The 24,599-nt window shown below is 62.1% G+C and carries 25 protein-coding genes; 10 read left to right on the top strand and 15 right to left on the bottom strand.

Translation table 11 applies throughout. The features are described 5' to 3' along the window. Positions 1-22: 22 nt before the first annotated feature. From GGR23_RS20155 to GGR23_RS20135, 5 genes are all read right to left on the bottom strand, one after another. The gene (locus GGR23_RS20155) at positions 23-793 is read right to left on the bottom strand and encodes a M48 family metallopeptidase (RefSeq protein ID WP_183368149.1); all 771 of its coding nucleotides are present in this window, start codon (positions 791-793) and stop codon (positions 23-25) included. A 111-nt stretch (positions 794-904) separates the two neighbouring features. After that, positions 905-1,354, bottom strand: coding sequence for a DUF2852 domain-containing protein (locus tag GGR23_RS20150; RefSeq protein WP_183368148.1), 450 nt, complete (start codon positions 1,352-1,354; stop codon positions 905-907). A gap of 136 nt (positions 1,355-1,490) precedes the next feature. Then, complete coding sequence (locus GGR23_RS20145; protein ID WP_183368146.1) at positions 1,491-2,768, bottom strand: polyhydroxyalkanoate depolymerase; 1,278 nt, start codon at positions 2,766-2,768, stop codon at positions 1,491-1,493. A gap of 306 nt (positions 2,769-3,074) precedes the next feature. Continuing rightward, positions 3,075-3,917: a fumarylacetoacetate hydrolase family protein gene (locus GGR23_RS20140; RefSeq protein WP_183368144.1), complete on the bottom strand. Its 843-nt coding sequence runs from the start codon at positions 3,915-3,917 to the stop codon at positions 3,075-3,077. Positions 3,918-3,986: 69 nt separating this feature from the next. Further along, complete coding sequence (locus GGR23_RS20135; RefSeq protein WP_183368142.1) at positions 3,987-5,399, bottom strand: pyridoxal-dependent decarboxylase; 1,413 nt, start codon at positions 5,397-5,399, stop codon at positions 3,987-3,989. A gap of 173 nt (positions 5,400-5,572) precedes the next feature. Here GGR23_RS20135 and GGR23_RS20130 point away from each other — a divergent pair, with 173 nt between their 5' ends. Further along, positions 5,573-6,163 carry a nitroreductase family protein gene (locus GGR23_RS20130; protein WP_183368140.1) on the top strand — a complete coding sequence of 197 codons (591 nt, stop codon included), beginning with the start codon at positions 5,573-5,575 and terminating at the stop codon, positions 6,161-6,163. Positions 6,164-6,184: 21 nt separating this feature from the next. Here GGR23_RS20130 and gyrB read toward each other — a convergent pair whose 3' ends face one another. The 5 genes from gyrB to GGR23_RS20105 form a co-directional block, all read right to left on the bottom strand. Beyond that, positions 6,185-8,617: a DNA topoisomerase (ATP-hydrolyzing) subunit B gene (gene gyrB, locus GGR23_RS20125; protein ID WP_183368138.1), complete on the bottom strand. Its 2,433-nt coding sequence runs from the start codon at positions 8,615-8,617 to the stop codon at positions 6,185-6,187. Positions 8,618-8,763: 146 nt separating this feature from the next. After that, entirely contained in the window at positions 8,764-9,120 is a 357-nt protein-coding gene (locus tag GGR23_RS20120; RefSeq protein ID WP_183368136.1) for a helix-turn-helix domain-containing protein, read from the bottom strand. Then, positions 9,117-9,671: a Smr/MutS family protein gene (locus GGR23_RS20115; protein WP_183368134.1), complete on the bottom strand. Its 555-nt coding sequence runs from the start codon at positions 9,669-9,671 to the stop codon at positions 9,117-9,119. The genes GGR23_RS20120 and GGR23_RS20115 overlap by 4 nt, the downstream gene beginning before the upstream one ends. Continuing rightward, positions 9,671-10,783 (bottom strand): murein transglycosylase A, encoded by a 1,113-nt coding sequence (gene mltA / locus GGR23_RS20110; protein ID WP_183368132.1) that lies wholly within the window; start codon positions 10,781-10,783, stop codon positions 9,671-9,673. The genes GGR23_RS20115 and mltA overlap by 1 nt, the downstream gene beginning before the upstream one ends. A 4-nt stretch (positions 10,784-10,787) precedes the next feature. Further along, positions 10,788-11,486 (bottom strand): Tim44/TimA family putative adaptor protein, encoded by a 699-nt coding sequence (locus tag GGR23_RS20105; protein WP_183368190.1) that lies wholly within the window; start codon positions 11,484-11,486, stop codon positions 10,788-10,790. A 132-nt stretch (positions 11,487-11,618) separates the two neighbouring features. Here GGR23_RS20105 and GGR23_RS20100 point away from each other — a divergent pair, with 132 nt between their 5' ends. Then, the gene (locus GGR23_RS20100; protein ID WP_183368130.1) at positions 11,619-12,122 is read left to right on the top strand and encodes an FxsA family protein; all 504 of its coding nucleotides are present in this window, start codon (positions 11,619-11,621) and stop codon (positions 12,120-12,122) included. 91 nt (positions 12,123-12,213) lie between these two features. Continuing rightward, positions 12,214-12,681, top strand: coding sequence for a protein-export chaperone SecB (gene secB, locus GGR23_RS20095; RefSeq protein ID WP_183368129.1), 468 nt, complete (start codon positions 12,214-12,216; stop codon positions 12,679-12,681). A gap of 70 nt (positions 12,682-12,751) precedes the next feature. On the opposite strand, the gene dnaQ is transcribed toward secB, so the two are convergent. Genes dnaQ through GGR23_RS20070 form a run of 5 tightly spaced genes read right to left on the bottom strand, consistent with a single transcriptional unit; the run spans position 12,752 to position 16,365 of the window. Continuing rightward, positions 12,752-13,459 carry a DNA polymerase III subunit epsilon gene (gene dnaQ / locus GGR23_RS20090; RefSeq protein WP_183368128.1) on the bottom strand — a complete coding sequence of 236 codons (708 nt, stop codon included), beginning with the start codon at positions 13,457-13,459 and terminating at the stop codon, positions 12,752-12,754. 1 nt (position 13,460) lies between these two features. Further along, the gene (gene coaE / locus GGR23_RS20085) at positions 13,461-14,051 is read right to left on the bottom strand and encodes a dephospho-CoA kinase (RefSeq protein WP_183368126.1); all 591 of its coding nucleotides are present in this window, start codon (positions 14,049-14,051) and stop codon (positions 13,461-13,463) included. After that, on the bottom strand, positions 14,048-14,923 hold the full coding sequence (locus GGR23_RS20080) for a shikimate dehydrogenase (protein ID WP_183368125.1): 876 nt from the start codon (positions 14,921-14,923) through the stop codon (positions 14,048-14,050). Before GGR23_RS20080 ends, coaE begins: the two co-directional genes overlap by 4 nt. Then, positions 14,916-15,515, bottom strand: a complete 600-nt coding sequence (locus GGR23_RS20075; protein ID WP_183368123.1) for a Maf-like protein — start codon at positions 15,513-15,515, stop codon at positions 14,916-14,918. Before GGR23_RS20075 ends, GGR23_RS20080 begins: the two co-directional genes overlap by 8 nt. A gap of 28 nt (positions 15,516-15,543) precedes the next feature. After that, on the bottom strand, positions 15,544-16,365 hold the full coding sequence (locus GGR23_RS20070) for a pyruvate, phosphate dikinase/phosphoenolpyruvate synthase regulator (RefSeq protein WP_183368121.1): 822 nt from the start codon (positions 16,363-16,365) through the stop codon (positions 15,544-15,546). Between the two features lie 403 nt (positions 16,366-16,768). Here GGR23_RS20070 and hemE point away from each other — a divergent pair, with 403 nt between their 5' ends. From hemE to GGR23_RS20035, 7 genes are all read left to right on the top strand, one after another. Next, on the top strand, positions 16,769-17,803 hold the full coding sequence (gene hemE / locus GGR23_RS20065) for a uroporphyrinogen decarboxylase (protein ID WP_183368119.1): 1,035 nt from the start codon (positions 16,769-16,771) through the stop codon (positions 17,801-17,803). 4 nt (positions 17,804-17,807) lie between these two features. Further along, entirely contained in the window at positions 17,808-18,344 is a 537-nt protein-coding gene (gene hemJ / locus GGR23_RS20060) for a protoporphyrinogen oxidase HemJ (RefSeq protein ID WP_183368117.1), read from the top strand. Between the two features lie 196 nt (positions 18,345-18,540). Beyond that, positions 18,541-19,806: a transcription termination factor Rho gene (gene rho / locus GGR23_RS20055; RefSeq protein ID WP_183368115.1), complete on the top strand. Its 1,266-nt coding sequence runs from the start codon at positions 18,541-18,543 to the stop codon at positions 19,804-19,806. Positions 19,807-19,879: 73 nt separating this feature from the next. Continuing rightward, a complete protein-coding gene (gene mnmE / locus GGR23_RS20050; RefSeq protein ID WP_183368113.1) occupies positions 19,880-21,193 on the top strand; it encodes a tRNA uridine-5-carboxymethylaminomethyl(34) synthesis GTPase MnmE in 1,314 nt (437 codons plus the stop codon). 73 nt (positions 21,194-21,266) lie between these two features. Next, entirely contained in the window at positions 21,267-23,126 is a 1,860-nt protein-coding gene (gene mnmG, locus GGR23_RS20045; protein ID WP_183368111.1) for a tRNA uridine-5-carboxymethylaminomethyl(34) synthesis enzyme MnmG, read from the top strand. 22 nt (positions 23,127-23,148) lie between these two features. Further along, complete coding sequence (gene rsmG, locus GGR23_RS20040; RefSeq protein ID WP_183368109.1) at positions 23,149-23,766, top strand: 16S rRNA (guanine(527)-N(7))-methyltransferase RsmG; 618 nt, start codon at positions 23,149-23,151, stop codon at positions 23,764-23,766. 16 nt (positions 23,767-23,782) lie between these two features. Beyond that, positions 23,783-24,577 carry a ParA family protein gene (locus GGR23_RS20035; protein ID WP_183368107.1) on the top strand — a complete coding sequence of 265 codons (795 nt, stop codon included), beginning with the start codon at positions 23,783-23,785 and terminating at the stop codon, positions 24,575-24,577. The last annotated feature ends 22 nt before the right edge of the window (positions 24,578-24,599 follow it).

The raw sequence follows: 24,599 nt of genomic DNA, 5'->3' as shown, positions 1-24,599 counted from the left end.
CAGGGTTTCGCGGTGTCGCAGGTCAGCCGAAATCGATGGCATGCAGGGCGCTGCCATGACGCTTCAGCCAGGCCTTGGATTCGTCCATGTGCGGGCAAAGCCGCTTGCACAGGGCCCAGAATTTCGGACCGTGATTCATCTCCGTGAGATGGGCGACTTCATGGGCCGCGAGGTAATCGATGACCTCCGGCGGCGCCATGGCGATGCGCCAGGAGAAATTCAGGTTGCCTGCGGAGGAGCAGGAACCCCAGCGGCTGCGCGTATCCTTTAGCGTCACGTCGCGGAAGGATTTTCCGGACTGGGCGGCATGATGGGCGACGAGACGATCGAGCTCCCTGCGCGCGAGCTTCTTCAGGTGGTCGGCGATGCGCCGGCCTGCGTGATCCTCAAGACCGCTGATGCGGATCACTGCCTCGCCCCCTTCCATGCCGGTCTCCGTCAGGCCGCGCAGCTTGCCCGAGTGAACGATCCGGTGCGGGACGCCGAGGATCGGCACCGTTGCGCCCGGAAGAAGCCGTGTGTCGTCGGGATAGTCGAAAAGTTTCGTCTCGAGCCAGCCCTGGTGTCTCCGGAGAAAGGCAGAGAGGTCCTTTTCCGGCAGACCATAGGGCACCGTCATCTTCAGGGCGCGGCCACCGGGCTCGATCCGGAGCGTGATGCGTGTTGCCCGTTCCAGATGGCGGATGACGAGCGGCACCGGCCGGCCATGGACGGGCAGCACGCGCTCCTCCTTGAGCGGGCGCTTCGGCGGGCTGCGACGGGCCGGTTTCTTCTTGGCGAGGCGGGCAAACATGGTCCGGACTTTAACCGATTCGCGGTCGGTAACGAGAACAGCGAAGGGAAGGCTCACAAAAAACCGGCACCCATGGGGATGCCGGTCGAACTTCGCGTGTGGGAGAGCCGATCAGCTCTGGTAAAAGCCCTGGCTGTCGTCTGCCGGGCGATCTTCGCTGCGGTTCGAACGTTCCCGCATGAAGCGGTCGAATTCTTCCCGATCCTTGGCGCGGCGGAGTTCCGCCGCGTAGCGGTCGAATTCGGCGCGCATCTCGTCGAGCTTGCGGCGTTCGGCCTCCAGCCGGTCCAGTTCGGTCCGGCGCCATTCGTCAAATGCAGTGTTGCCCGTTTCGTGAAACCGGGTACGGCAGGAGCCGCGGCCCCACTCCCCGCGCCAGCGGCGGAACGGTGCGGCATCCATTTTGCGGTTCGCCTCCCGCTTGAAGTCCTGGAGGCGATCTCCGTAGAGGATATAGGCCAGCATGGCCAATCCCAGCGGCCAGAAGACCACGAAGCCAAGCACCATCAGGGCGACGGTGGCCGGGGTCCAGTCCGGACGTATGTAGGAAGACTGGTTCATTGCGCTTAACCTTCTTTCGCATCGGCCGGCGGAATGCCGCGCCGATGATCTCGATGTGGTTAAGCCCGGGGTACGCTTCAAGAACGTACCTTGCCGGTTTCGGTGAAGCCCTTGAAGCCAAAGGACAAAATCGGTGTCAGCCGGCCTTGCCGCCCTTGATCACCCGCTTGACGGAGGGTTTCCCCGCCCGGGCATGCTCATGCATGAAGGCGACGATGCGCGGCGCGATCTCGCGGCGGAAGCGGGACCCGTTGAACACGCCGTAGTGACCGACATCGGGCTGGAGATAGTGCTGGCGCAGGTTGTCCGGCAGCGACGAGCAGATCGTCTGGGCAGCCTTTGTCTGGCCGGGGCCGGAAATGTCGTCGTTTTCCCCCTCGACGGTGAAGAGCGCCACGCGCTTGATGGCAGAGGGGTCCACCGGGGTGGAACGGTGCATCATTTCCCCCTTCGGAAGGGCGTGACGGATGAAGACCGTATCCACGGTCTGCAGATAGAATTCCGCCGTCAGATCCATGACGGCGAGATACTCGTCATAGAATTCCCGATGCTTCTCAGCCGTTTCCCCGTCGTTCTTGACGAGGTTCATGTAGAATTCCTTGTGCGCGGTAAGATGCCGGTCGAGATTCATCGACATGAAGCCCGAGAGCTGCAGGAAGCCGGGATAGACAGGGCGCATGAAGCCCGGCATCGGCCAGGGGACGTTCATGATCACGTTGTCGCGGAACCATTCGAGCGGCTTGTCCTGGGCAAGCTGGTTCACCGCCGTGGGATTGATCCGGGTGTCGATGGGCCCGCCCATCAGCGTCATGGAGGACGGCGCGAGGGGATCGCCCGCGGCTTCCATGACGGAAACGGCGGCCAGCACGGGTACGGAAGGCTGACAGACCGCCATCACATGGGTGTCCGGCCCGAGATGGTGGAGCATCTCGATCACATAGTCGATGTAGTCGTCGAGATCGAAGGTTCCGTCCGACAGCGGCACCATGCGCGCGTCGATCCAGTCGGTGATGTAGACTTCCGCATGGGGCAGCATGGCCTCCACCGTGCCGCGAAGGAGCGTCGCATAGTGGCCGGACATCGGCGCGACGATCAGCAGCTTCGGGTCCTGCGGATGCCGGGCGGGAAGCACCCGCTCGAAATGGAGAAGATTGCAGAAGGGCTTCGACCAGACGACCTTTTCGTAGACGGCCACCGGCTTGCCGTTGATGGTGGTTTCCGGCAGGCCGAATTCGGGCTTGGCATAGCGTCGGGTCGCACGCTCGAAGACTTCCAGGCCCGCCGACATGGAACGCCCGTAGAGGGTGTGGGTCCATGGGTTCAGCGGGTTCTTCAACGCCAGCCTCATCACCTCCGCCGCGGCACGCACGGGCGTGAGTGCGGCGTGGTTCATCTCGTAGAGCTCATAGAACATGAATGCTTGCCCTTTCTGCGGCCATCGGGCAGCCCCCGTCCGGACATCCCCGCGGCGCTCCGGAAAACGGAGCAGGGGCGGAGACTAGCATGTTTTTGCTGCAGGGCAATAAAGTTGAAGCCTGCAACAATTGCACGGACGGAGCAGCCCGGATCATTCATGATGACCGCTGCGCTTAACGCTTGAGCCACCTCCTGAGGTTCCCCGAAAATCGGAACTCCGCCATGCCCGTCTTGTCCGGGACTGGAATTCCGCTTCCCTGACCAAGGATCGCACTCAAGTGTTAAGAGCTTGTATGCAAAGGCCTTAAAGATCGGCCGCAAAGACCTGCCGCTGGGTTCCGAGCCCCTCGATCCCAAGCTCCACGACATCTCCGGGCTTCAGGTAGCGAGGCGGTTTCATGCCCATCCCGACGCCTGGCGGCGTGCCTGTGGAGATGATGTCGCCGGGATGGAGCGACATGAACTGGCTGAGATAGGAGACGAGGAAGGCCACACCATAGACCATAGTCTGAGACGATCCGTTCTGCATCTGCTCACCATTGACCTTCAGCCACATGGAAAGCGCCTGGGGATCGGGAATTTCGTCCCTGGTGACCAGCCAGGGTCCGACCGGGCCGAAGGTGTCGCAGGACTTGCCCTTGGTCCACTGCCCTGCCCGCTCCGTCTGGAACGCCCTTTCGGACACGTCGTGCGAGACGCAGTAACCGGCCACGTAATCCAGGGCTTCCGCTTCGCTCACATATTTGGCGGTCTTGCCGATGACCACGCCAAGCTCCACTTCCCAGTCCGTCTTCTCCGAGCCGCGCGGGATGTAAACCGTATCGTTGGGTCCGCAGATGGCAGATGTCGCCTTCATGAAGACGACCGGCTCCGGCGGCACCGCCATGCCGGATTCGGCAGCATGATCCGAATAGTTGAGACCGATGCAGATGAACTTCCCGGTTCCGGCAACGCAGGGACCGATGCGATCGGCCGCGATTTCCGGCAGCGAGGCAGGATCCAGGGCTGCGATCCGGGCAAGTCCTTCCGGGGAAAGATGCGCCCCACCGATATCGGCCACGTGAGCGGACAGGTCGCGGACCTTTCCGTCGCGGTCGAGAAGAGCCGGCTTTTCGGCTCCCGGCTGCCCTATGCGCATCAGCTTCATGACGATTCTCCTCCAGAGACCACCTTCATCAAATATGAAGGGAATATTTATACGCGTCGAAGGCTGCGGTCAAATCGGCTGATCGGCAAATTCCGAAAGCACCGCATGGGCCATCTCGGCATCTTCCTGCCGCATGTCGAACTGGCCGGCTTGGAACCGGATCACCAGTTTCCCTTCGAGACGCGTCTGGGTTAGGTAGATCCGTCCGTCATTGTTGATCGCGTCCAGAAAGCGCTGCACGTATGCTTCCTCGTCCTGGCCCGCCGGAACCACCGGACGGAAGCTGAAGAGCGAGAGGAACGGCTCCGACGTGATCTCGAAGCGCTCGTCCGTCTTCAGCCTGCGATAAAGTTCCTCCGCCCAGGCAATGTGGTTGCGGATCATCTGCCGCAGTCCTTCGAGGCCATGGTGTCGCAGCAGGAACCACAGCTTGAGGGCCCGGAAGCGGCGCCCAAGGGGAACCGACCATTCCGAATAATTGATGAAACCGTCCTTGCCCGAGGTCTTCAGATATTCCGGCTGGATCGCGAGCGTGCGTACCAGCGAGTCCGGATCGCGGATGAACTGCACCGAGCAATCGAACTGCGCGCCCAGCCACTTGTGGGGATTGAAGACGACGGAATCGGCCGTTTCGACCCCTCTCCAGAACGACCGCAGCTCCGGGCAGATCATTGCCGCACCCGCCCAGGCCGCATCGACGTGGACATAGAGGCCATGGCCGTGGGCGACCCTGACCACCGCCTCGGTGTCATCATGGGCACCGATGCTCGTGCCGCCCGTGCAGGCAATCACCCCAGCCGGCAAATAGCCGGATTCCAGATCCTTGCGGATTGCCGCATCCAGCGCTACCGGATCCATGCCGCGGCTCTTTCCCGTCACCGGTATGCGCACGAGATTGGCTTCGCCGACACCCGATACCCAGATGGCGCGGTCGATGGAGGTGTGGACATGGCTGGAGGCATAGATCCGGATCCGCGGCTGGCCGGAGAGCCCCTCGCGGTTTCCTGCCCAGCCAAGGGCTCTTTCCCGCATGACGAGAACCGCATTCAGCGTGGCGGAGGAGGCAGAATCCTGAATGGAACCGGTGAATTCGGCGGGAAGTCCGAGCGCGTCGCGGAGCCAGCCGATCATCGCGGTTTCCAGCTCGGTCGCTGCCGGCGAGGTCTGCCAGAGCATGCATTGCGCCGCCATCGCCGTGACCAGATATTCCGCCACCACGGAGGCCGGTGCGGCATTGGCCGGGAAATAGGCGAAGAAGCGCGGATGCTGCCAGTGCGTCATGCCCGGCAGGATGATCCTTTCGAAGTCGGCAAAGATAGCCTCCATCGCCTCGCCAGCCTCGGGCGCATGCGGAGCGATCTGTGCGGCAATCTCGCCAGGCGATGTCTGCGCCCGGACAGGAAGATCACGCAGCTTCTCGCGATATTCCACCCCCCAGCGCGCCGCCTTTTCCGACCATTCCAGAAATTCCCGAGAATCCACGATCTTGCTCCCATAATGCCGATTCACGGGCGGCACCCTAGCCGATCTCGTGACGCAGGGGTATTGCGGGCGACCGCTTTGTCGCATGGAAGACGCCAGCGAAGCGGGCCTTTACTTGCAATGGGCCCGGGACGGCCTATCTGCCTTGCCAGACGCCATCAGGAGAAAGACCCATGACCGAAACCAATCATCGCGAGACGGGCGAGCCCATCGATCCGATCTTCCTCGAGCGCTGGTCTCCCCGTGCCTATTCGGGCGAGACGTTGCCGACGGCGGATCTGATGACCATCCTCGATGCGGCCCGCTGGGCGCCCTCGGCCTCCAACAACCAGCCATGGCGTTTCGTCTACGGCGTGAGGGGCACGGCCGCTTTCGACCGGCTGGCGGGGCTTCTCGTCGATGCGAACCGTCGCTGGGCGGAAAAGGCCGGCGCTCTGGTCTTCGTGGTTTCGGTTAACCGCACCGGCGCGCCCGGCGACGAAAATCGTCGGCCGATCCCGACCCACTCCTTCGATGCCGGGGCGGCATGGATGGCACTCGCCCTTCAGGCCCGGATGCTGGGCTACTTTGCCCATGGCATGGCGGGCGTGAAGCAGGAGGAGATTCCGGCGGAGCTGAATTTCACCGAGGACATGAAGATGGAGGCCGCTATTGCCATCGGTCGCATGGGCGATGTGGATGCGCTTCCCGAGGATCTGAAGGCGCGGGAAAAGCCGAGCCACCGGCGCGCGCTTGCAGAACTGGCCTTCGAGGGCCAGTTCTGAGCGGCGCCCGGTACGCCGGGATCAGATGTCCAGGTTTGCGACGCTGAGCGCGTTTTCCTGAATGAATTCGCGGCGAGGCTCCACCTCGTCGCCCATCAGGCGGGCAAACAGCCCGTCGGCATCGGTTGCATCCGATACCTTGACCTGCAGCAGCGAGCGCACGTTCGGATCGAGCGTCGTTTCCCAGAGCTGTTCGGCATTCATCTCGCCGAGACCCTTGTAGCGCTGCATCGAGATGCCCTTGCGCCCGCTGGCGAAGACCGCATCGAGAAGCGCGCGGGGGCCGGAGATTTCCGTCTGGCCTTCCTTGCGCACCAGAACCGGGGGCGCTGCATAGATTTCCTTGAGCCGCGATGTCATCTGGTCGATGTAGCGCGCATCGGAGGAGCCGATGAGCGCCATGTCCAGATAGGCGACTTCCTTCACGCCGCGCACCATGCGGGAGAAGCGGAGCCCGCCTTCTTCGGTGACTTCACCCTCCCAGCCGCGCTCGGTTTCCTCGGCGATCAGGTCCAGACGCGTCGCGACCTCGGCCGCGGTTTCGGCTGCACGCTCGCGGTTGCTGGTGAGCTCGGCGTTGAGGGCGCCGCAGATGGCTGCCTGCTCGATGATCGGCCGGCTGTAGCGGGAATGGAGCCCGTCGATCAGCGCACGAAGCCTCAAGGCATCGTTGATGACCTCGCGGAGGTCCTGGCCGGTGCGAACCTCGCCGGAACCGAGCTTCAGGGCCGCATCCTCGAGACCCTGGCTGATCAGATATTCCTCGAAGGCCTTCTCGTCCTTGAGGTACTGTACGGACTTGCCGCGGGTTACCTTGTAGAGCGGCGGCTGGGCGATGTAGAGGTGGCCTGCCTCGATCAGCTGCGGCATCTGCCGGAAGAAGAAGGTGAGCAGAAGCGTTCGGATATGGGCACCGTCCACGTCGGCATCGGTCATGATGATGATCTTGTGGTAGCGCAGCTTCTCGATGTTGAACTCGTCCTTGCCGATCGAGGTGCCGAGCGCCGTGATCAGCGTGCCGATTTCCTGGCTCGAGAGCATCTTGTCGAAGCGGGCCCGCTCCACGTTGAGGATCTTGCCGCGCAGCGGCAGGATGGCCTGGCTTTCCCGCGAGCGGCCCTGCTTTGCCGAGCCGCCTGCCGAGTCGCCCTCGACCAGGAAGAGCTCGGATTTCGACGGATCGCGTTCGGAGCAGTCGGCGAGCTTGCCGGGCAGCGAGGCGATGTCGAGAGCGCCCTTGCGGCGGGTGAGCTCGCGGGCCTTGCGCGCGGCCTCGCGTGCCGCTGCCGCCTCGACCACCTTGCCGACCAGGATCTTCGCTTCGGAGGGATGTTCTTCAAGCCAGGTGCTGAGCGCCTCGTTCACCAGGCTTTCCACAACGGGGCGGACTTCCGAGGAGACGAGCTTGTCCTTGGTCTGGGACGAGAACTTGGGATCGGGAACCTTGACCGAGAGAACGGCCGTGAGGCCCTCACGGCAGTCTTCGCCCGTCAGCGAGACCTTCTCCTTCTTGGTCAGGCCTGAGCTTTCGCCGTAGGAAACGATCTGGCGGGTCAGCGCGGCCCGGAAGCCTGCCATGTGCGTGCCGCCATCCCGCTGGGGAATGTTGTTGGTGAAGCAGAGCACGTTCTCGTGGTAGCTGTCGTTCCACCACATGGATACTTCGACGGCTATGCCATCCTTTTCTCCGCGGATCGAGACCGGCTTGTCGACGAGCGGTTTCTTGGCGCGGTCGAGATAGGCGACGAAGGCGTCGAGACCGCCATCATAGAGCAGTTCGGTCTGGCGGATGTCGGAATGACGCTTGTCGGTCAGGACGATCCGCACTCCTGAATTCAGGAAGGCAAGCTCGCGCAGGCGATGCTCGAGGGTGGAGAAATCGAATTCCGTCTTGGTGAAGGTTTCGGAGCTGGGCAGGAAGGTCACCTCGGTACCCGTATAGCTGCCGGCCTCCCCCGTCACGGCCAGAGGCGCGTCGGCGACGCCATGAGTAAAGCTGATTTCATGCCAGTTGCCGTCGCGGGCGATCTTCAGCTTCAGCATGACCGAGAGGGCGTTCACCACCGACACGCCCACGCCGTGGAGACCACCCGAAACCTTGTAGGAGTTCTGGTCGAACTTGCCGCCCGCGTGGAGCTGGGTCATGATCACTTCGGCCGCCGACACGCCCTCGGTCGGATGCAGGCCCACGGGAATGCCGCGGCCATTGTCGGTCACCGTGCAGGAGCCGTCCGCATTCAGCGTCACCGTTACCAGGTCCGCATGACCGGCAAGCGCCTCGTCGATCGCGTTGTCGACCACCTCGTAGACCATGTGGTGCAGACCCGAACCGTCATCCGTATCGCCGATATACATGCCGGGACGCTTGCGGACGGCATCAAGTCCCTTGAGAACCTTGATGGAGTCTGCGCCATATTCGGCTGCGGCCGGGTTGTTTTCCGTTGCGTCGGTCATTCCAGGTCTTTCCAAATTGAAGGGAAAACGCGCCCGAATCAGCGCGAATAGTCCGCCCTGAATATAGGGATTTTGGCGGCCCTTCCCAAGCTTATGGCTTCGAAATGCGGCATAAAACCGGGGATTAACGGTGGTTTTCCGCCGCTTCAGGCCCGTTTCTCGAGGATGGCCTCGAGCCGGGCGATGTCTTCCGGCGAAAGCGTGCGCAAACGGGCGGACAGGCGGTTGGCAAAGGCCGTGTATTCCGGCGGAAGACCCGACGTATCGAGCACCACGCGCGGGTCGGACGAGCGGGCAAGCGAGAACAGCGCCTCGGCCTCGTCCCAGATGATGTTGAAGTAACCGGCGACCCGCTGGAGAAAGTCGAAGCTCGGCGTTCCCTTGTGGCCGTGTTCGAGGGCGGAGAGATAGGCGGGAGAGACGCCGATGGCGCGCGCCATCTCCTTCTGGGAAACCCCCTTGCGGCGGCGAAGCGACCGCATGGCCTCGCCGAAGGGCGTCACGACCGCTCTCCCCGGGCACGCGAGAGACGCACATAGAGCGCGCCCTCCCCGCCGTGATGCTGGGCGGCCGGTTCGTGGGAGGAAATGAGGTAGCGGAACTCCGGCTTGGAGAACCAGAGCGGGACCGCTCGTTTCAAGGCGCCTTCGCTGCCCATCGAGCGCCCCTTGCCCGTAATCACGAGCACATGGCGCAGGCCCCGTTCATGCGCATGCACGAGGAAATCGAGCAGCAGCCCGTGCGCTTCGCTCTGGATCATGCCGTGAAGGTCGATCCTGGCCTCGAGCGGCAGACGACCGCGGACGAGCTTGCGCTTCACGGGTTTTTCCAGCGGATGATGGGCGCGCGAGACCGGTGTTTTCGGCTGTTCCTGCGCATCGGCGGCGAAGGCTGCGGTGGAGACGGGGGCCGTCACCGGTATTGCCGGTTCCGGCATTTCCAGATCAGCAAAGGCAAGAAGGTCTTCCATGCGGCCCGGCATGGGACGGGTGGTCTTTGCCACCTTGCCCCAGAGGATCCGCTCCTCCGTCTTGAGCTCCCGGTCGCGCGGCATCAGGCAAACCTTTCCGCTGCGGCTCGGGGAACGAGCAGATGAAAATGCGCCTGATTGCGCACCGTTCCCGCCTGTTCGCCGGCTTCGGGACCCCATCCGGTGAAGATGTCTCCGCGGGCGGGACCGACGATGGCGGTGCCCGTGTCGAGGGCCAGCATCAGACGCGCGAAAGGTTTGCCGCCATCGAGATGGGTGAGCGCAGGGGCATGCACGAAGAAGGGAAAACCGAAAGTGTGGATCAGCCGGTCGACGGCCAGCGAACGGCCGGCCACCAGCGGGACCTTGGCGGCTGCAATCGGCCCGAGATCCGGATCGGCAAGATCGGATTCGCGGAAAAAGATGTAGGAGCGGTTATGCCAGTAGACTTCGTCCGCCCGATCGGGGTTGTCCGCAAGCCATGCCCTGATGGCCTGCATGGAAATGGCTTCGGGCGCGATTTCGCCCCGGTCGAGGAGCAGCTTGCCGATGGGCGAGAACGGATGCCCGGCCTTTGCCGCATAGGTGATCCGGCGCATGGAACCATCCGGATAGCACAGGCGTGCCGCACCCTGAACATGGGCGAAGAAGACATCCGCCTTCGACCGCGCCCAGGCAATCTCCAGGCCACGACCGTCGAGATGGCCCTCGTCGATGGCTCTTCTGTCCGCATAGGCGGAGATGCTGCCATCCGGGTTTCGCAGCCCGAAGGCGTAGGAGGGGTCGAGAGACGCGGGCCTGCTGGTGTCGTCGAGATCGACGAGATCCTCCGGCCGCCGGTAGAAGGGAAAGCGATAGATCTCGTCGGGGCTTGCCGCGACCGCAACCTCCGGCTCGTAAAAGGCGGTGACGAACCCCTCGGGCCTGCCTCCCGGCAGGATGGCGAAGGGAACGAAATGCCGTTCGAAGAAGGCCCGGGCTTCGGCTGCCGTTTCACGGGGCGCGGGCCGTGCGGCCTCCAGGGCAGGCAGAAGATCGGCGCTGGTCAATCCGAGAGAACCCGTCCGGTAGGGTTTCACCTCCGTCACATGGCGCAGGCAATCCTGAAGCGCCGGAAACAGGGGCCGTGGATCGTCGCTCTCCCAGCCCGGAAGGTCGCGGAAGGCAACCGGCCTGAATTCGAAACCCTCCGCCATCGGCTCAATGCTCGGATTCGGTGGCGATCACGGTCCAGTTCGGATCGCGCGAGCGCATGTCACGCGAGAGCGTCCAGATGTCGCTGACTTCCGCCACCTGTTCCTCGTCGCCATCGATGACCTGGCCGCTGCGATCGAGTGTCGCGGAGATGAACTGACCCCCTATCGACAGGGTGATCTGCACATCGCTGCCCTTGATGTCGATGCGCGAGAGATCCATGCGGGAAATTCCCACGAAGGTGAACTTCACCTTCTCGCCGCGCGACTCCCGGTCGGCTATGGCGCTCTGGAAGCTTTCGAAGACCTCCGGCGAGAGAAGGCCGCGCAGCGTCTTGCGGTCACCTTCCGCAAAGGCGGTGACGATCATTTCATAGGCCATGCGCGCACCCTGGAAGAAGCCCTTCGGATCGAAGGCCGGATCCACCTTCATGAGCTCGCGCAGGTCGTTGTTCGCCTCCGTGCCGGGCTTGGCATACAGATCCGCCTGGTTGAGCCGGTCTTCATTGTCGGAAAACTCGCGGCGCGGCAGCGTGATCACCTTGCCGGTATCCACCGGCTCGGGCCGCGCCTGCTCGCGCGGGCTCATGGGTTCGAAGGGCGGTTTTTCGTGACCCGTCCGCCGACCCAGCACGCTACGGAGCTGCAGAAAGATGAGGACTGCAGCTACAAGGAAAAACAGAGTGATGAAATCGTTCGAGCCCATTTTAACCGTGATGTCGTTGTTCTCTTCGGGTTGCAATTCCCATATAGTCCGCATTGGGCAATCATTCAAATGGCAAGGGCATCACGCCGGCTCCGGCAAAGGCGGCGCCACGGCCCGTCGGAGATATTTCAAATGCGTATTTTTCCTCTATTGCTGATCGGTGCGCCTCTGGCGGAAATCGTGACCTTCGGTCTCGTGGTTCAAAGCATCGGTTTCTGGAAGGCATTTCTGCTCGTCCTCCTCACTTCCGCAGCCGGTCTCCTCATCGTGCGGCAGCAGGGCTTCGGCCTGGTTTCGAAAATCTCCGGCATGGCGCGGGACGGACGCATTCCGGCAACCGGTCTCAGCGCGGATCTGATGACGCTCGTCGCCGGCCTGCTTCTGCTGATTCCGGGCTTCCTCACCGATATTCTCGGCTTGCTGCTGCTCATCCCCTTCGTGCGCGCCGCGCTTGCGCGGATGACCGGCGTGCGAAGCCGCGTCTATACCGGGCCCGGCGAGACCTATACCGAAACCTATGATTTCCGCGGCGACGCCCGGACAGGCCGAACCGTCGACCTGGACGAAGGAGAGTTCAGGCGGGACGGTCAGCCGCGGGAAGACGGAGAAACCCAGGGGCGCCTGCCGCGGGATTAGGCGCGATCCGCCCCGCCTGCGCCAGGGTTGTAAGCCCCCGGGCGAAATGCTAATGGGCGCTACTCCGAACACGTGACAGGAACATTCTTTCATGGCCAACGAAACTTCCAATGGCGCAAGCCCGAGCCTGACGATCCTCGCCCAGTACATGAAGGACCTGTCTTTCGAGGTTCCCGGTGCTCCGCGCTCGCTTCAGGCACGCGACCGCGCGCCCGACATCAACATCAATGTGAACGTCAACGCCAATCCGCTCTCCGAGTCGGACTTCGACGTCGTCCTGTCGCTCAATGCCGAAGCCAAGGATGGCGACAAGATCCTGTTCCATTGCGAGCTGGTCTATGGTGGCGTTTTCCGCATCACCGGCTTCCCGCAGGAGCACATGCTGCCGATCCTGTTCATCGAATGCCCGCGCCTGATTTTCCCCTTCGCGCGGCAGATCATCGCCGATGCAACCCGCAACGGCGGCTTCCCGCCGCTGATGATCGACCCGATCGACTTTGCGCAGATGTTTACCCAGCGCATGGCCGAGGAACAGCAGCGTTCGCAGACCGCAAACTGACGACGCCCCGCAGGCTCGACAAAAAGAAAGCCCGGTTCTTGGCCGGGCTTTTTCGTATCTGCAGATCCGCTCATTCCGCCGCGTATTTGCTCCAGATGGCCTTGGCGCCCATCTTGGCCACCATGGCCTCATGGGCGGCGGCCTCCTCGGGCGTCAGCCGCGGCGCAAGCGGACGCGGCCGGACCAGAACGTCGAGGGTGACGGTCGTGTCCTCCTCGACGACCACAGCCGAAGCCTCTTCCACGCTGCCAAGCACGAGTGCCGTCTGCCGGCCCCCGATCATCTCGATATAGACTTCCGCCAGAAGCTCGGAATCGAGCAGCGCCCCGTGCTTCGTGCGATGGGAATTGTCGATACCATAGCGCCGGCAGAGCGCGTCGAGCGAATTCGGACCCATCGGGTTCTTGCGTCGGGCAAGCTGCAGCGTGTCGATCACCCGATCGTTCTCGACCGGCGGCAGGCCGAGGCGGGCAAATTCCGCGTTGATGAAGCCCATGTCGAAATTCGCGTTGTGGGCGACCCACATGGCGCCGTCGAAGAAGGAGACAATTTCCTGCACCACATCCCGGAAAACGGGCTTGTCCAGCAGGAACTCGTCGGAAATCCCGTGGACCGCGAGCGCGTCCGGATGAACCTTGGTTCCTTCCGGATTGATGTAGATGTGGATGGTGCGCCCGGTCGGGAAATGGTTGACCAGCTCTACCCCGCCGATTTCGATGATGCGGTCCGTCTTGTTGTCGAGGCCCGTGGTTTCCGTATCGAAGATGATTTCCCGCATGTCAGGCACTCCCTGTCTTCAGTTCCGCGATGATGTCGAGCACCTGGCGGCGGGCATGCTCGATGCCTTCTCCGGTATCTATCACATAATCGGCTCTCTTACGTTTTTCCGCATCGGGCATCTGCCGCGACAGGATTAGCTCGAACTTCTCCGGTGTCATGCCGGGCCGGGCAAGAACACGGCGGCGCTGCTCGTCGGCGCTGCAGGATACGACGGCAATCCGGTCGACGCGCCCTTCCCCGCCGACTTCGAAGAGAAGCGGGATGTCGAGGACGACGAGCGCCGCCCCTGCCTTCCGGTTCTCTTCGACGAAACGACGCTCCCTTTCCTGGACGAGCGGATGGACGATGGCCTCGAGCGTCCGGAAGTGAGCCGGATTCTCCGCCAGCATCCGCGAAAGGATCTGCCGGTCCACGGCACCATCCTGTACCGATCCCGGGAATGCTGCCTCCACCGGTCGAACCGCCTCCCCCCGATAGAGCTCGTGAACCACCTGATCCGCGTCGTTGACCGGAACACCCGCTTCCGCGAACAGTCTGGCCGTGGTGGATTTGCCCATGCCGATGGAGCCAGTGAGACCGAGCAGGATCATGAATGCGCTTCCATGTCGGCGATGATCAGATTACGCAGCGTCTCGTCCACCTCGGGACGACGGCCGAACCAGATCTCGAAACCGGGAACGGCCTGGTGCAGCAGCATGCCGAGCCCATCCACGACGGGCCGTCCCTGGCGCATCGCCTGGCGCAGGATGGGCGTCACGAGCGGGACATAGACGATGTCGGTCACGATGCCGCCTGATGCAAGGGGCGAGAAGTCGATGTCGGGCGCCGGCTCTCCGTCCATGCCCAGAGAGGTCGTGTTGACGAAAAGGGAGGCCTCGTCCATCACCTCGCGGAGGGCATCCATCGGATGGGCGTGGACCCGCTCGCCGAAGCGGTCACGCATTTCCTGGGCCCGTGCCAGCGTCCGGTTGACCACATGCACCTCGTCGAAGCCGCGGTCGCGCAAAGCCTGGATGACGGCCCTGGCCGCCCCCCCGGCACCGAGGATAACCGCCCGGCGGGCGGTGCCCGCGGCGGGCGCATCCCAGCCCGGGTGTCTCTGGTCGAGATTGGCGATGAAGCCGCGGCCGTCTGTATTCGTTGCATGCACCCGGCCGCCCTCCACCCAGAGCGTGTTGGCCGCGCCAAGTTCTTCGGCGAGCGCATCCGGTGCGTCGCTCAGCCGGTAGGCGGCTTCCTTGTGGGGAATCGTGACATTGCCGCCCACATAGCCGGATTCTCCAGACCGGAGCGATTGCAGGAAAGCGAGGAAATTCTCTGGTTCCACCGGATGGGCGCTGTAGGTTCCGTCGATGCCGAACTGCTTCAGCCAGTAGCCGTGAATCATGGGCGACCGCGAATGCTTCACGGGGAAGCCGGTGACGAAGGCTTTCTTGGTTAATGTTTCACGTGAATCACGCATCGATTTCCCCGAGTTCGCGCAATTTGTTAAGAAGCGGCAGCATCGGCAGGCCGAGGATCGTGAAGTAATCGCCCTGGATCCCGGAAAAGAGCTGTATACCCTCTCCCTCGAGCTGATAGGCGCCGACACTGGAAAGGGCGCGTTCCCCGACCCGTGACAGATGCCTGGCGATGAAATCATCCGTCAGCACCCGCACGCCCAGTTCCGCATGGGCGACATCGTACCAGAGAAGATTGCCATCGCGCACCAGGCAGACCGCACTGTTCAGCCGGTGAGTGCGGCCGGAGAAGGACTTGAGGTGCTCGGCGGCCTCCGCCATGTCGCGCGGCTTGTGATAGACCCGGCTTCCGAGAGACAGCGTCTGGTCTGACCCGATCACGAGGGCGCCCGGATGGCGGGACGAAACATCCGTCGCCTTTGCGATTGCCAGCGCCACCGCGACTTCATCCGGGCTGCGGCCGGCCGCTTCCAGCGGTGCCTCGATTGCGCGTTCGTCGATGCGGGCGGCCTCATGGCTGAAGGCAAGTCCCGCATTCTGCATCAGCTGCCGGCGGAAGGGGCTGGCCGAGGCCAGTATCAGGGTGCTCGTCATGGCGTCATCCTCTCCAGTACCGCAGGCGTTAACGCAACTTCGGCCGCAGGGCAACGATGGCTGCCGCCGTCTCCTCGATGGAACGGCGGGTGACGTCGATCATCGGCCAGTTGTTTCTCGCGCAGATGGAGCGGGCATATTTCAGCTCCTCGGTTATGGTGGCACGGTCTGTATACTGCCCGCCATGAAAATCGCCGGTGGTTCCGAGAACCCGGTTTTCGCGAACCTGGGAGATCCGGTCCGACGTGGCCGTGAGACAGACGATCAGCGGCTTCGTCGCCTTCACGAGCGCCTCCGGCAGGGGCACGCCCGGGACAAGCGGCAGGTTGGCGGTCCGGATGCCGCGATTGGCAAGATAGATGCTCGTCGGCGTCTTCGAGGTACGGCTGATGCCGACGATCACCACGTCCGCCTCGTCATAATCGTCGGGCAACTGGCCGTCGTCGTGATCCATGGTGAAGTTGAGGGCTTCGATCCGGGCGAAGTAATCCGCGTTCATGCGGTGCTGGGCCCCCACCCGGCGCCTGGAGGGTGCGCCGAGATAGGCCTGGAAGATATCCATGACCGGCTCGATGACATTCACCGAGGGCACGCCCATTTCCCGGCATGTCTTGTCGATTACGCCGGCGAGCTCCCTGTCCACAACGGTGTAGAGGACGATCCCCGGTGTCTGGTCGATGGCGGCGAGTACCGGGAGCAGCTGCTTGCGATTCCGAATCAGCGGATAGACATGCTCGATGGCGTGACTGCCCGGAAATTGCGCTGATGCAGCGCGTCCGGCGGAGATCAGCGTCTCTCCCGTCGAGTCAGAAATCAGGTGCAGATGAAAGAAGTTTTTTCTGTTCTCCACGCTATCTTCCGGCCTCTGTTGATAGAACGGGAGAGACAGAGGTAATGCGCCGGCTCCGGTCGAGGCAAGTGGAAAACCTCCGTCTTTTCCACATCGGGCCTCGCCGGGAAGCATTCACGGAGGGCCTGTGGGCTTTGGGGACAAGCTTTGACCGGGTTGCTGATATGCAGTGTCGAGTCACAGGTTTTCCACAGAACACCTTATACGTTAGCCTCTGGAATCCTTGAGAATTCCGACTGCTCAACAACGGACTTCTTTCGTTCGCGTTTCATTCTTTCACAGCTCGTTTTCGTGTCTGCGGCAAATGGCATCGACGGTGTATTGTTTTTAATCCTTGATACCCACCGACTCTAAGAAATAGAAACAATTCAATATCTCTTTGTTTTTTTATGGGAGTTCCCCCTTGTCTGTCACCGAACGGAAAATCCTCCAGGTCCTGGAAGGAAAGACGCTGACGCCTCCTCCCCTCTGGCTGATGCGGCAGGCAGGACGGTATCTCCCGGAGTATCGGGCGACACGGGCAAAGGCAGGCTCCTTCCTCGATCTCTGCTATAGCCCCGAGCATGCGGTGGAAGTGACGCTGCAGCCGATCCGCCGCTATGGTTTCGACGCGGCCATCCTCTTTTCCGATATTCTCGTCATTCCCGACGCGCTGAAGCGCAATGTGCGCTTTACCGAGGGACATGGCCCGGAGATGGACCCGATCGACGAGGCAGGCATTGCAGCCCTGAAGGAAGACGGGATGTGGGGTCATCTCGCCCCGGTCTTCGAGACTGTGCGGCGGCTGAGGGCCGAACTTCCTGCCGAAACGACACTGCTCGGCTTCTGTGGTGCGCCCTGGACGGTGGCGACCTACATGATCGCGGGGCATGGAACGCCAGACCAGGCCCCTGCCCGGCTCTTCGCCTACCGGCATCCCGAGGCCTTCCGCCAGTTGCTCGGCTTCCTCGCCGATGTCTCGTCGGAATATCTCATCCGGCAGATCGATGCGGGCGCGGATGCCGTGCAGATCTTCGACAGCTGGGCGGGCGTGCTCGGCGAAGCGGAATTCGAAGCCTTTGCCGTCGAGCCGGTGAAGCGGATGATCGACAATGTACGGGCGGCCCGGCCGGGCGCCAGGATCATCGCCTTTGCCAAGGGTGCGGGCTACATGCTCAAGTCCTACCGCCAGAAGACCGGCGCGGATGCCATCGGCCTCGACTGGTCGGTCCCGCTTTCCTTCGCAGCCGAACTGCAGAAGGATGGCCCGGTGCAGGGAAATCTCGATCCCATGCGGGTGGTTGCCGGCGGCGAGGCGCTGGAAACGGGCATTGCCGCCATCCTCGACAGGCTCGGGCACGGTCCCCTGATCTTCAATCTCGGACACGGCATCACGCCGCAGGCCAATCCGGACACCGTCACGCGTCTCGTCGAGCAGGTGCGCCGGTTCAGGGGGTGATGGCATGGAGAAGCAGACCGATGCGAGACCGGGGCGCAGTGCACAGCTGAGGGCGGGTGTCGCTCTTGTCTTCTTTGCCGGGATCGGGGCGTTGCTGCTTCTCGGCGATCCTGCCCGGGTCTATCTCTGGGTGAAGGCGCTGCATGTCATTGCCGTGATCTCATGGATGGCCGGGATGCTCTACCTGCCCCGGCTCTTCATCTACCACACGGATGCACCGGTCGGATCCGTCCAGTCCGAGACCTTCAAGGTCATGGAGCAGCGGCTTCTGAAGGTCATCATGGGTCCCGCCATGGCGCTGTCCTGGATCTTCGGGCTCTACCTCGCCTGGACGGTCCATCATTTCGAGGGCGGATGGCTGCATGCGAAATTGCTGGCCGTGGTCGGGCTCAGCGCCGCGCATGGCTTCTTTGCCCGTTCGGCGCAGGCATTCGCCCGGGACGAAAACCGGCGGACCGCGCGCTTCTGGCGCCTCATTAACGAGGTTCCGACGGTGCTGATGATCCTGATCGTCATTCTGGTGATCGTTCAGCCGTTCTGAAACCGGCATGAGAAAGCGCGCTGGCGGTGTTTCGCGCTTTCTCGCCGCACCCCCTTGCGGTGGCGGAAGCTTGTCGCTATTTTCCCGCCATCTCTTCTTCGCGGCATGTATGCATTCCGTCGTCTGAGGCCTTTGATCCACAGACCGAATTCGTGAAACACGCCTTCCCCCACATTACCCAATCTATGGTCTGTTCATGGCTGAAATGAAGCTACAGGAACTCAAGAACAAGACTCCGACCGATCTCCTGGCCTTTGCCGAATCGCTTGAAGTCGAGAATGCGAGCACCATGCGCAAGCAGGAGCTGATGTTCGCAATTCTGAAAATGCTGGCGAGCCAGGATGTCGAAATCATCGGCGAAGGCGTCGTGGAAGTCCTCCAGGACGGTTTCGGCTTCCTGCGTTCCGCCAATGCCAACTACCTGCCGGGCCCAGACGACATCTACATTTCCCCCTCCCAGATCCGCCGCTTCTCGCTGAAGACCGGCGATACCGTGGAAGGCCCCATTCGCGGGCCGAAGGAAGGCGAGCGCTATTTCGCGCTTCTCAAGGTCAACACCATCAATTTCGACGATCCCGAGAAGATCCGGCACAAGGTCCATTTCGACAACCTGACGCCGCTCTATCCCAACGAGCGCTTCAAGATGGAACTGGACGTGCCCACGTCCAAGGATCTCTCATCCCGCGTGATCGATCTCGTGGCACCGCTCGGCAAGGGCCAGCGCGGCCTGATCGTGGCACCGCCCCGCACGGGTAAGACCGTTCTGCTGCAGAACATCGCCCATTCGATCACGGCCAACCATCCCGAATGCTACCTGATCGTTCTGCTGATCGACGAACGCCCGGAGGAAGTCACCGACATGCAGCGCTCGGTGCGCGGCGAAGTGGTGTCCTCCACCTTCGACGAACCAGCGGTGCGCCACGTGCAGGTGGCCGAAATGGTCATCGAAAAGGCGAAGCGTCTCGTGGAACATGGCCGCGACGTGGTCATTCTGCTGGATTCGATCACCCGCCTCGGCCGCGCCTACAACACCGTGGTTCCCTCTTCCGGCAAGGTGCTGACCGGCGGTGTGGATGCGAACGCGCTGCAGCGCCCGAAACGCTTCTTCGGTGCCGCCCGAAACATCGAGGAAGGCGGATCCCTGACGATCATCGCGACCGCGCTGATTGATACCGGAAGCCGCATGGACGAAGTTATCTTCGAAGAATTCAAGGGCACCGGCAACTCCGAAATCGTGCTTGACCGCAAGGTGGCAGACAAGCGCATCTTCCCGGCCATGGACATTCTCAAGTCCGGCACGCGAAAGGAGGATCTCCTCGTTCCACGCCAGGACCTGCAGAAGATTTTCGTTCTTCGCCGCATCCTTGCGCCGATGGGCACCACGGATGCGATCGAGTTTCTCATCGACAAGCTCAAGCAGACGAAGAACAATGCAGACTTCTTCGACTCGATGAACACCTGACCTTTAGCCGGATTCAGGAACATCAGCGGGCCCTCAGGGGCCCGTTTGCATTCCGGCAGCCTGGAGAGCATCCATGGAGAAAACCATCTACGCCCTCTCGAGCGGCTCGGTTCCGTCAGGAGTCGCGGTCGTCCGTGTATCGGGGCCTGCAACCCGGGATATCCTGAAAAGTCTTGTCGGTTCCGTACCTCCTCCCCGGCAGGCGGCGCTCAGAACGATTCGGGACCGAAACCGACAGGTGATTGACCGGGGGCTCGTGCTCTTCTTTGCCGCGCCGGCGTCCTTTACCGGTGCCGATTGCGCGGAGTTTCAGGTACATGGCGGCAAGGCGGTCGTGTCCCGCCTTCTCGCAGTGCTCGAAGAGTTTCCGGAGACACGCGCCGCCGAGGCGGGCGAGTTTACCCGGATGGCCCTTTCCAATGGAAAGCTCGATCTTCTGGAAGTGGAAGGTCTCTCCGACCTGCTGGTGGCAGAGACCGAGATGCAGCGCCGCCTCGCCCTCGAACAGGCACAGGGCCATCTGACGTCGATGTATGACAGCTGGGCCAGGCGTCTTACTCACGCACGGGCGATGATCGAGGCAGAGCTCGATTTTGCGGATGAGGATGATGTTCCCGGCTCGGTGTCGTCCACCGTATGGGTCGACATGGAGCATCTCTGCCAGGAGATCCGCCATCATCTTGATGGGGCACGGGTCGGCGAGATCATCCGCAATGGCCTGAAGGTGGTGCTGATCGGCGAGCCGAATGCCGGCAAGTCTAGTCTGCTCAACCACCTGGCGGGTCGGGATGTCGCGATCGTCACCCCCGTCCCCGGCACAACGCGCGACATCCTCTCTGTCGACCTGGATATCGGCGGTTTTGCCGTTACTGTCCTCGATACGGCGGGGATGCGCGAGACGGGTGACGAGATAGAACAGGAAGGCATAAGGCGAGCCCGCGCAGCGGCGAGAGATGCCGACGTGGTTCTTCACCTGTCACCCATGGATGGGAGTGCACAGCCGGGAGAAATACCCGAAGCACGCCGGATTATCCGCGTCGGGACGAAGGCCGACCTTGCGGCCGACGCGGCTTCAGGCGGCCACGACCTCTGCATATCGGTGAAGACGGGGTCCGGCATCGAGGCGCTTCTCGATCATCTTGTGAAGGATCTGAGCACGATGTCGGAGGCCTTTTCCCTTGCTATTCCATCGAGAATCCGGCATGTGAGCCTCCTGAGGGAGACCCTGGAAGCGATAGAGCTGGCGCTCGCCACTCCGGACTCCCATCTCGATCTGCGTGCAGAGTATCTGCGCGTTGCCGGCGTATCGCTCGGGCGGATTACCGGCCATGTGGATACGGAAGGGCTTCTGGACATCATTTTCTCGAGCTTCTGCATCGGAAAGTGATGATTCACGTGAAACACTTCCGATTCGATTCCGAAACAAGCGTTTCACGTGAAACAATCTTCGGTGAAGGTTAATGAATCGATTCGATGTCATCGTCATTGGAGGCGGTCACGCCGGCTGTGAGGCGGCTGCGGCTGCCGCGCGTCTGGGCGCCCGGACTGCCCTCGTTACACACCGTGCCGACACGATCGGCGTGATGTCCTGCAATCCCGCCATTGGCGGATTGGGAAAGGGGCATCTTGTCCGGGAGGTCGATGCCTTTGACGGTCTGATGGGACGTGTCGCCGATGAATCCGGGATCCAGTTCCGGATGCTCAATCGGCGGAAGGGTCATGCCGTGCGCGGACCGCGCACGCAGGCGGACCGGAAACTGTATCGCGAGGCCATGCAGAGGGCGATCTCGGCCGTTGAGGGCCTTGAAGTGGTCGAGGGCGATGCTCACGACCTCATCATGGACGAACACCTGGTGTCCGGCCTGCGGTTGTCCGATGGACGGCAGCTTTCTGCCCCGGCCGTGGTTGTTACCACCGGGACATTCCTCAATGGATTGATTCACATTGGAAACGAACGACAGGCCGCCGGGCGCATGGGCGAGCCGCCCTCTACCGGGCTATCGGGAAGCTTGCGCGCTCTGGGGCTGGCGCTCGGCCGCCTGAAGACCGGGACTCCGGCCCGTCTCGACGGCAATACCATCAACTGGTCCGCGCTCGACATGCAGGATGCGGACGAGGATCCGGTCCCCTTCTCCTTCATGACCGACAGGATCACCGTATCGCAGATCAAGTGCGGCATCACCCGGACCAACCCGGCAACTCATCAGATCATCCAGGACAACATTCATCGGTCCGCCATGTATTCCGGGCAGATCGAAGGGGTGGGCCCGCGTTACTGCCCCTCCATCGAAGACAAGATCGTGCGCTTCGGCGAGCGCGACGGCCATCAGATCTTTCTGGAGCCTGAGGGACTTGATGACCCGACCGTCTATCCCAACGGCATCTCCACATCCCTTCCGGCCGATGTGCAGGAAGCCTTCATCAGAACCATTCCCGGGCTCGAAAACGTGCGCATCCTGCAGCCGGGCTATGCGATCGAATATGATCATGTGGATCCGCGCGAACTCGATCAGACCCTGGCCGTGAAGAAGGCCAGCGGACTCTATCTGGCAGGTCAGATCAACGGGACTACGGGTTACGAGGAAGCGGCAGCGCAGGGCCTGGTGGCCGGTCTCAACGCCGCATGCCACGCCCAGGGACGCGCGCCCTTCATCTTCAGCCGTACGCAGTCCTATATCGGCGTCATGATCGATGATCTGACGAGCCGGGGGATTACCGAACCTTATCGCATGTTTACATCCCGCGCGGAGTACCGGCTCTCGTTGCGGGCCGATAACGCCGATCAGCGCCTGACGCCGCTTGCAATCGCGCTCGGTTGCGTCGGGGCCGAAAGAAGACAGCGGTTTGAGGCCTATCAGGCCGATCTCGATTACGCGCGCATCCTGCTCAAAGCGCATGACATCACGCCCAACGAAGCCCGCAAGCATGGGATAGCGCTGAATCTCGACGGCCAGCGACGTTCGGCTTACGACCTGCTCGCGCACCCCGGCCAGAGTTTCGAGACACTCGCCGCCGCCTTCCCCTTCATGGATGCGATACCCGCCAATGTTCGGAAAGCGATGGAGATCGAGGCGGGATACGCCGTCTACCTGCACCGCCAGGAGGCGGATATCCAGATGGTGCGTCGGGAAGAGGCTGCTGTCATCCCGCCGGATTTCGATTTCGAAACCGTGTCCGGTCTGTCGAATGAGCTCAAGCTCAAGCTCTCGCGCGAACGGCCGGCCAACATCGCGCAAGCCGCGCGCATCGATGGAATGACCCCTGCCGCTCTCTCGCTCCTGCTTGCACTCATCCGGCGCGCGCATATGTCCGCGGCCTGATTCAATCGAAAAGAGTCTTTTGATGCAACTAAACGGTCAACGTGTTTCACGTGAAACACAGGAGCGCCTGCAGCTGTTCGAGCAGCTGTTCCGCAAATGGGCAAGGACAATCAACCTTGTTGCGCCCTCCACCAAGGAGCAGTTCTGGGAGAGGCATATCGCCGATAGTGCGCAGATCTTCCAGCTCGCGCCCCGCCCGCTCACATGGGCGGATCTCGGAAGCGGCGGCGGCTTTCCGGGCATCATCACCGCAATCTTTCTCGCAGAGCTCGGCGATGGCTGGGTGCATCTCGTGGAAAGCAACCAGAAAAAGGCGGCATTTCTGCGCACGGCCCTGCTGGAGACGGGGGCTCGCGGCACGATCCATCCCAAGCGGATCGAAGATGTCTGGGCTGAGTTCCCGCGGGTCGACGCCATCAGCGCCCGCGCCATTGCGGAACTCGACCTGTTATGCAGCTTCAGCGCTCCCTGGATGGCCGCGAATCCCGATACCGTTGCCTATTTCCATAAAGGACGGGATTACCGGGCCGAAATCGCGAAAGCGCGTGGCAGATGGGAATTTGATCTGGTAGAACACAAGAGCAGCGTTGAAGCGGATTCCGTCATTCTCGAGCTGCATTCTGTTCGGAGCAAGTCATAGAAACACGGGTGGCTTTATGCGCACGGAAAAGAACCGGATCATCACCATTGCCAATCAGAAGGGCGGCGTCGGGAAAACCACGACAGCCATCAATCTGGCAACGGCGCTGGCGGCCATTGGCGAGAAGGTCCTGATCATCGATCTCGATCCGCAGGGAAATGCGAGCACCGGGCTGGGCATCGACCGGCGCAATCGTGTGCACTCGTCCTATGACGTGCTGATCGGAGCATCCACGGTTGGCGAAACGGCCGTTCAGACCGCCGTTCCGAACCTCTTCATCATCCCCTCCACCATGGACCTGCTCGGTCTCGAGATGGAAATCGCCAGCCAGCCCGATCGTGTCTTCCGGCTGAAGCGTTCGCTTCAGGGGGCTGAAGCGCAGGCCTTCAGCTACATCCTGGTGGATTGCCCGCCCTCCTTTAACCTGCTGACCATGAATGCCATGGCTGCCGCCCACTCGGTGCTAGTTCCCCTTCAGTGCGAATTCTTTGCGCTCGAGGGGCTCAGCCAACTGCTCGAAACGGTCGATCAGGTCCGGCGTACCGTCAATCCGACGCTCGACATCCAGGGCATCGTGCTGACCATGTTCGACTCACGCAACAATCTGGCGCAGCAGGTCGTCAGCGATGTGCGTACCCATCTCGGAGACAAGGTATATCATACGCTGATCCCCCGGAACGTCCGGGTCTCCGAGGCGCCTTCCTACGGAAAGCCAGCCATTCTCTACGATCTGAAATGTGCAGGCAGCCAGGCCTATCTCCAGCTCGCTTCGGAAGTCATTCAGCGCGAGCGCCAGCGGAAAGCCGCTTAAGCTATTGAATAGTAAGGAGTAA

The organism is Gellertiella hungarica (assembly GCF_014197145.1).
Taxonomy (GTDB): domain Bacteria; phylum Pseudomonadota; class Alphaproteobacteria; order Rhizobiales; family Rhizobiaceae; genus Gellertiella; species Gellertiella hungarica.
The sequence above is the reverse complement of the archived record's forward strand: the minus strand, read 5'-3'. Positions and strand labels throughout refer to the sequence as shown.

Bases quoted from the DNA above. Each gene is read 5' to 3' on its own strand.
- GGR23_RS20100 (WP_183368130.1), top strand. From the start codon at position 11,619: ATGCGTATTTTTCCTCTATTGCTGATCGGTGCGCCTCTGGCGGAAATC.
- secB (WP_183368129.1), top strand. From the start codon at position 12,214: ATGGCCAACGAAACTTCCAATGGCGCAAGCCCGAGCCTGACGATCCTC.
- GGR23_RS20130 (WP_183368140.1), top strand. From the start codon at position 5,573: ATGACCGAAACCAATCATCGCGAGACGGGCGAGCCCATCGATCCGATC.
- GGR23_RS20140 (WP_183368144.1), bottom strand. From the start codon at position 3,917: ATGAAGCTGATGCGCATAGGGCAGCCGGGAGCCGAAAAGCCGGCTCTT.
- mnmG (WP_183368111.1), top strand. From the start codon at position 21,267: ATGAATCGATTCGATGTCATCGTCATTGGAGGCGGTCACGCCGGCTGT.
- mnmE (WP_183368113.1), top strand. From the start codon at position 19,880: ATGGAGAAAACCATCTACGCCCTCTCGAGCGGCTCGGTTCCGTCAGGA.
- GGR23_RS20115 (WP_183368134.1), bottom strand. From the start codon at position 9,671: ATGCCGCGCGACCGGGAGCTCAAGACGGAGGAGCGGATCCTCTGGGGC.
- coaE (WP_183368126.1), bottom strand. From the start codon at position 14,051: ATGATCCTGCTCGGTCTCACTGGCTCCATCGGCATGGGCAAATCCACC.
- GGR23_RS20075 (WP_183368123.1), bottom strand. From the start codon at position 15,515: ATGACGAGCACCCTGATACTGGCCTCGGCCAGCCCCTTCCGCCGGCAG.
- mltA (WP_183368132.1), bottom strand. From the start codon at position 10,783: ATGGCGGAGGGTTTCGAATTCAGGCCGGTTGCCTTCCGCGACCTTCCG.
- GGR23_RS20105 (WP_183368190.1), bottom strand. From the start codon at position 11,486: ATGGGCTCGAACGATTTCATCACTCTGTTTTTCCTTGTAGCTGCAGTC.
- dnaQ (WP_183368128.1), bottom strand. From the start codon at position 13,459: ATGCGGGAAATCATCTTCGATACGGAAACCACGGGCCTCGACAACAAG.
- gyrB (WP_183368138.1), bottom strand. From the start codon at position 8,617: ATGACCGACGCAACGGAAAACAACCCGGCCGCAGCCGAATATGGCGCA.
- rsmG (WP_183368109.1), top strand. From the start codon at position 23,149: ATGCAACTAAACGGTCAACGTGTTTCACGTGAAACACAGGAGCGCCTG.
- rho (WP_183368115.1), top strand. From the start codon at position 18,541: ATGGCTGAAATGAAGCTACAGGAACTCAAGAACAAGACTCCGACCGAT.
- hemJ (WP_183368117.1), top strand. From the start codon at position 17,808: ATGGAGAAGCAGACCGATGCGAGACCGGGGCGCAGTGCACAGCTGAGG.
- GGR23_RS20080 (WP_183368125.1), bottom strand. From the start codon at position 14,923: ATGCGTGATTCACGTGAAACATTAACCAAGAAAGCCTTCGTCACCGGC.
- GGR23_RS20150 (WP_183368148.1), bottom strand. From the start codon at position 1,354: ATGAACCAGTCTTCCTACATACGTCCGGACTGGACCCCGGCCACCGTC.
- GGR23_RS20155 (WP_183368149.1), bottom strand. From the start codon at position 793: ATGTTTGCCCGCCTCGCCAAGAAGAAACCGGCCCGTCGCAGCCCGCCG.
- GGR23_RS20145 (WP_183368146.1), bottom strand. From the start codon at position 2,768: ATGTTCTATGAGCTCTACGAGATGAACCACGCCGCACTCACGCCCGTG.
- GGR23_RS20035 (WP_183368107.1), top strand. From the start codon at position 23,783: ATGCGCACGGAAAAGAACCGGATCATCACCATTGCCAATCAGAAGGGC.